The 5,649-nt window shown below is 49.1% G+C and carries 4 protein-coding genes; 1 reads left to right on the top strand and 3 read right to left on the bottom strand.

Features of this window, described 5'->3' with window-relative positions; all coding sequences use genetic code 11:
- Positions 1-119 precede the first annotated feature (119 nt).
- Positions 120-1,646 carry a glycoside hydrolase family 31 protein gene (locus tag NCY57_RS16280; RefSeq protein ID WP_250789849.1) on the bottom strand — a complete coding sequence of 509 codons (1,527 nt, stop codon included), beginning with the start codon at positions 1,644-1,646 and terminating at the stop codon, positions 120-122.
- A gap of 692 nt (positions 1,647-2,338) precedes the next feature.
- On the opposite strand from NCY57_RS16280, the gene NCY57_RS16275 reads away from it, so the two are divergent.
- Complete coding sequence (locus tag NCY57_RS16275; RefSeq protein WP_173740095.1) at positions 2,339-3,166, top strand: AraC family transcriptional regulator; 828 nt, start codon at positions 2,339-2,341, stop codon at positions 3,164-3,166.
- 143 nt (positions 3,167-3,309) lie between these two features.
- Here NCY57_RS16275 and NCY57_RS16270 read toward each other — a convergent pair whose 3' ends face one another.
- Together NCY57_RS16270 and NCY57_RS16265 are read right to left on the bottom strand one after the other, a co-directional pair.
- Positions 3,310-4,908 (bottom strand): ABC1 kinase family protein, encoded by a 1,599-nt coding sequence (locus tag NCY57_RS16270; RefSeq protein ID WP_161209424.1) that lies wholly within the window; start codon positions 4,906-4,908, stop codon positions 3,310-3,312.
- Between the two features lie 142 nt (positions 4,909-5,050).
- Positions 5,051-5,482, bottom strand: coding sequence for a phasin family protein (locus NCY57_RS16265; protein WP_180215041.1), 432 nt, complete (start codon positions 5,480-5,482; stop codon positions 5,051-5,053).
- Positions 5,483-5,649: the final 167 nt, after the last annotated feature.

The following is a 5,649-nucleotide window of genomic DNA, read 5'->3' as shown; positions in this document are numbered from 1 at the left end:
TAGTATTTTCGCTTTTCAAAGCGGAGGAAATCTGCGAGGGGGAAAGCACTCAGAGTTGCGAAGCCCGTTTTTCCCCCTCGCGCTCCCCCTTTCCGGGCACGCAATTGTTGTGCGTTGTCCTACACTCTCCTCAAAACAACCAGCCCATCATTCTCACCAAGAACCACATTCCGGCCACCATTCAGTACATCACCCTCAGTCTCTCCAAGGCTAACACACCTCCACTGCCCCTCAGGCAAAGTCACACTTCTGACAATCTCCCCCTGCTTCCAAACAGGCGCCACCAAAAGCGCATCACCAACCATAAACTGATCCATCACCCTCTCCATACCCTGTCCAGGGAAAACAAACTCCATAGAACGGGCAATCGGCTCACCAGTAACTTTCGCACACTCTACAGCCTTGAAAATCTCCGGCAGACATTTCTCTCTGAGCGCCAGCGCAGCCTTAACCTTCTGAAAATCCGCCTCAGGCAGCACCCTCCACGGAGAAGCCGAAAACTGCATCACCGGCATCAAAGCCGCGATCTGTGCATACCGCACAAACATCTCCGGCGTACACGCATTCTCATTCCCATTCAAAAAGCAGGTATACTCACCCCCGCCAATCATATCCGGACTGCCAAAAGGATGCCCAGTAAGCCCCTGGAGCAACGTATCCGGGATCAATCCCGCAATACCACTCTCATCCCACTTCGTCTGCTTATCACAAAGTCTCTGCATCAGAGAATAACCCCCGGCCCGGAAACACACTCTCAGCTCATTAAACGCAAACTGCTCTCCAAACTCAGCCCAAAGCCTGGACAACTCATCCGTAGAAACATCACGGAACAGTTTATCACCCGCATGATAATAACAAGGATCACCCGCGTCCAGTTTAAAGCCATCCACACCCATATCCGTCAGAACATCCAGCTGATCCTTCAGCCACTTCATCGCATCCGGATTCGTCAGATCCAAAGCTGCAGAATACCCATTCCACCACTCCAGGATACGAGGTTTTCCCTCCGGAGTTTCAATCAGAAAATGCTTATCCCTAGCCTCCCGGAACTCCAACGTATCCGGAGTAATAAACGGACAGATCCACAGCATCACAGAAAATCCCATCTCATGCAATTCTTTGAGCATCGCCTTCGCATCCTTGAAATTATCCCCCCTGAACTGCCACCTTCCATAATAAGGAGACCAGCCATCATCGATCATCAGAACACCGGATGGAAAACCATTTTCCAGAATACCTTTTGCATATTTCAGGATATTCTTCTGGGTCTGATAATAGGTAAGTTCGATCCAGGAATTGTATACCGGTACTTTGAAAAACCTGTCTGAAAGTTTGATCTCATGAAATGGAAAATGCGCTTTCATGGCTGCCAGGTATGCACCTCGCAGATCATTGAAGCCATCTTTCAGAATGATAGGTTCCGGACCTTCCGCCAGGATCTCACCATTTCTGAAAGAAATGTGAAAACCTGCATCGCTCCAGATATAGCGGCCTTTCGAGGAAAGGAATAAAGGCATGATCTGATTGTGGGTTGGGTTTTCGCGGAAATCCCAGTCCACAATGTCGTCTGCACCTACGGGCTGGCGGTAGCCTTCATAGACTGCACCACCGTACCAGAATTCGTTTTTTAATATAGTTGTTTTCATGTTAAGGCTCCTCCTTTTATATGTAAATCTATTTTTTTAATGTTGAGGTTATTTTTTGGGGTATTAGTGTGAATTTATCCGCTTTTCAAAGAGTAGGAAATCTGCGAGGGGGAAAGCACTCAAAGTTGCGAAGCCCGCTTTTCCCCCTCGCGCTCCCCTTTCCAGGCACACTATATTGTCGTACGCTGTGGGAATGTGTTAATGTATTGGCACGGCGATGTATTCTACGGTATTGATAATGCTACGCTCCGCCGATGTATTCATCCCGCTCCGTCAACCACATTTTCTCCAGCCGCTTCCCGTCTCGCCTGTAATCCCACCCACCACCGCCACTCTATCCCTTCCGCCCTGAAATACCAGCCCGTGAGGTGTGTGCTGCCTGTCGGCGGACTCTGCAGGAGGGGTGCTGATTCTTAGCCGCTGGAAATCTGCGTTGCTTCAAAAATTCTCGCTGTCTGAGCGGCTTCAGACGCGAGTTCGAGAATTTTTAAAGCGCTTTTAGCAGATTTTCAGCGGCTTAGAAGTCATCCGCCGACAGGCAGCACACACCTCGCGGGCGTCCGTATATCCATATCCATCCTTGCCCTTCCCACACCCAATATTGTATAATCACCTCATACAACATTCCATCCCATTTTGTGACCCAAAATTGCGTTTTTGTTGAATAACCCAAAAACAGGAGGCCCACCCAAATGAAAAACGATTCCAAAGAAACCCAAACCCAGCACACCCTCTCCGTCTACTTCTGCGGCCAGGAAGACTGCGGCCCGAACCACTCCTTCGGCCCGGCCATGCGCCCACACTACCTTCTCCACGTGATCTTCCACGGCAAAGGCATCTACCAGTGCAGCGGCCACACCTACCATCTGAAAGCAGGCGACGCCTTTCTCATCCGCCCCATGGACTCCATCTACTACCGCGCCGACACCTCCGACCCCTGGAGCTACGCCTGGGCAGGCTTTGACGGCTCCGCCTGCAAAGAAATCCTGAAACAAACCGTATTTTCCGACACCCCAATCTTCACCCCGAAAACACCCTCCCGGCAAAACAGCCTCCTCACCCACATGCAAAGCCTACTTGACACCTTTTCCGAAAACAACGGAAACGACCTTGCCTCCACAGGAAACCTCCTCCTGATACTATCCGACATGCAAAAAAAGCCCTCCGAAAGCAGGACCGACATCTCAAACCTGTACTTTCAGAAAGCCTCCGAATACATCAGAAACAACTATGCCTACCCCATCCAGATCTCAGACGTGGCACACTACGTAGGAATCGACCGTTCCTATCTTTACCGAATCTTCATGGAACATGAAAACACCTCCCCAAAACAATATCTCCTGAAACACCGCCTCCAGATGGCAGCCCAGCTTCTCTGCTCCTCCTCCTGCACCATCACAGAAGCAGCTCTCTCCTGCGGCTTTCGGGACGCGCCCTCCTTCTGCAACTACTTCCGCCAGGGAACCGGTTACACCCCAAAGGAATTCCGCAAAGCCTACAGCGGAACCATCTACACCTGACCAGACACCCGTACTCCGTCCTTTACCAGCCGGTCGAAAGATGATAGCTCCTAATCGCAGTTATAACAGCAGACCGAAACAATTCCATAACAGCAAAAAAAGACGGAAACCATCCCGCAGACTCTGCAAATGATCTCCGTCTTTTATTTTCCGGAAAAGAAATGCTTGATAAACACATACAAAACAATAATAAAAGCAAACACATAGCCAAAAGCCCCCAGAGCCGGAATCCCCCACAGCTTCGGCTTCATATCTGTAGTGCAGATAATGCTGGAACTGATCAGAAGCGCCATCACCCACAGCCCCATCACAATATTCCGCACCAGCCGCCGCAAAAGCCACGCCAGATCATCCGAAGCATGAAGATCCAGATTGATCTTTGTCTGCCCCTTCATACAGCCCTGAAGGAAATCCGCCGCCAGAGAAGGAATATCCACTGCACGTTTCAGCGACCAGGCAAGATTTTTTCCTTCTTTTTTGATCTCACGCTTCCAGTTCCCATTGCTGAACAGCTGCTCCTTGAGCCTTGCCGCAGCAATCTGTGTCATATTGATGTCCGGACATATATCAGCCAGAACCCCCTCCACATGAGTCAGCCCCCTTGCAAGCATAGTCAGTCCGTGAGGCATCATGATCTTATTTTCTTTCATGACCTCCATCAGGTCCACCATCACTTCAGCCACATCAATGTTCCCCATATCCGCAGTACCATATTTCTCCATAAGTCCGCGGATATCCTCATAAAGCTTGCTGGAATCCGGTTTGCCCTTAAAATCTCCCAGAGCCAGAACCGCATCCTGAATCTTGCCGATGTTGTTCATGGCAACACCTTCTATGGCTTCGCTGATCAGCTGACGGTCGTGTTCTGTAAGACGCCCCATCATTCCCATGTCGATCCAGACGATCTTTCCCTCCTGAATCCGTACATTTCCGGGATGAGGATCTGCATGGAAGAAGCCATCCTCCATCACCTGTTTGATGAAATTATCCACATATTTCGTTCCGACCTCATTGAGATCATATCCATTCGCCAGAAGATCTGCCCGGTCATTGATCGCAAAGCCGTCAATATATTCCATCACCAGAACATGTGGTGAAATATATTCGCGATAAAGAACAGGCACCTTCACAAATGCCACATCTTTATTCTTCTTCGCAAATTCCGCCATATTGGCTGCCTCTGTGAGAAAATTCATCTCCTCCTGGGTCACGGTCCACAGCTCACTTAAGACCATGTTCAGATCTACCATGCCTTTGATACTTACCGGTGGCATCAGACGCACTGCCTTATGCATCAGTCCGATATCCCGGGCCATAGTCTCATAGATTCCTTTTCGCTGAACCTTGATCACAACCTCTTCCCCTGTTTTCAGAGTTGCCCGGTGCACCTGTGCAATGGATGCAGCTCCAAGGGGCTTCTCATCAATGCGCTGAAATTCCTCCTGCCATGGACAGCCCATGGATTCCTCCAGAACTTCTATCACCTGTGAAAAAGGCATGGACGGCACATCGGAACAGAGTTTCATCAGCTCATCACAGTATATTTTGGGCAAAATATCGGAACGCAGGGACATAATCTGACCCAACTTGATATAAGTTGGGCCCAGGTCTTCCAGTATGAGCCGGAGCTTCTCAGGAGAAACACCCCGGGTAATGGCATGCTTTTTCAGAACGGCTGTGATCTCTCTCAGCCGTTCTCCATATCCGCTTTTTTCTTTTTTCTCCTGTTCTTCTCTGGCCATAAAATTCTCCGTTTACGTTATTAATTCTCTGACAGCTTTCATACTTCCTCTTTGTGCTTAAACTGCCTTTTTGTTTCTGTTCCACCGTCTTGTTCTGTCCGGCTTCTTCCATGAGTTCTGCTGTTTTCTCAGAAGTCTCTTTTTATTCTGCCTCCGGAGCTTCCTCACTCCCGCCGGCTGCTTCTGTTTTCTCTTCTTCAACAGTCTCTGTGGCTGCATCCTCAACAGGCTCTGCTACAGGTACTTCTTCCTCTTTTGCAGCTGCCTCAGCCTGCATGCTCTCGATCTGTGCCTTCACAGCTGCAAGCTGCTCCGGTGTGAGCTTGGAGATCGTCGCCTTAAGCTCCTCCTGCTCGTTCTTTCTGGCTGCGGATTCTTTCACGGAATCTGCTGCTGTCTTAACAGTTGACTTGATATTGTGCTTCAGCTCCTGATTGAGGACCTTTCCCTGCTCAACAGTAAGCTCTCCTTTTTTTACCAGCTCATCCAGGATCTCCTTAGATTTCTCTGCTGTCACTGCTGCTGTACCAATACCCGCCAGTAAAATTTTCTTCAGTCCTTCACCTAATTCCATAATATTTTCTGCCACTCAAAATGTGATTAAACATACTCAAATCGAGATAATGCGGATTCTCACGAATACCGCTTACTGTTTCTTTGTGTATGCTTTTGAGTAACCGGAGTTATCTCTACTCACAGATCCTAAGTACACTCCACAGTCGTTAATTCCCGAAATAGCCT

This window comes from Blautia sp. MB18-30 (assembly GCF_023669475.1).
Taxonomy (GTDB): Bacteria; Bacillota; Clostridia; order Lachnospirales; family Lachnospiraceae; genus Blautia_A; species Blautia_A fusiformis.
The sequence above is the reverse complement of the archived record's forward strand: the minus strand, read 5'-3'. Positions and strand labels throughout refer to the sequence as shown.

Excerpts from the sequence above, each read along its gene's own strand:
- NCY57_RS16280 (WP_250789849.1), bottom strand. The coding sequence starts at position 1,646 with ATGAAAACAACTATATTAAAAAACGAATTCTGGTACGGTGGTGCAGTC.
- NCY57_RS16275 (WP_173740095.1), top strand. The coding sequence starts at position 2,339 with ATGAAAAACGATTCCAAAGAAACCCAAACCCAGCACACCCTCTCCGTC.
- NCY57_RS16270 (WP_161209424.1), bottom strand. The coding sequence starts at position 4,908 with ATGGCCAGAGAAGAACAGGAGAAAAAAGAAAAAAGCGGATATGGAGAA.
- NCY57_RS16265 (WP_180215041.1), bottom strand. The coding sequence starts at position 5,482 with ATGGAATTAGGTGAAGGACTGAAGAAAATTTTACTGGCGGGTATTGGT.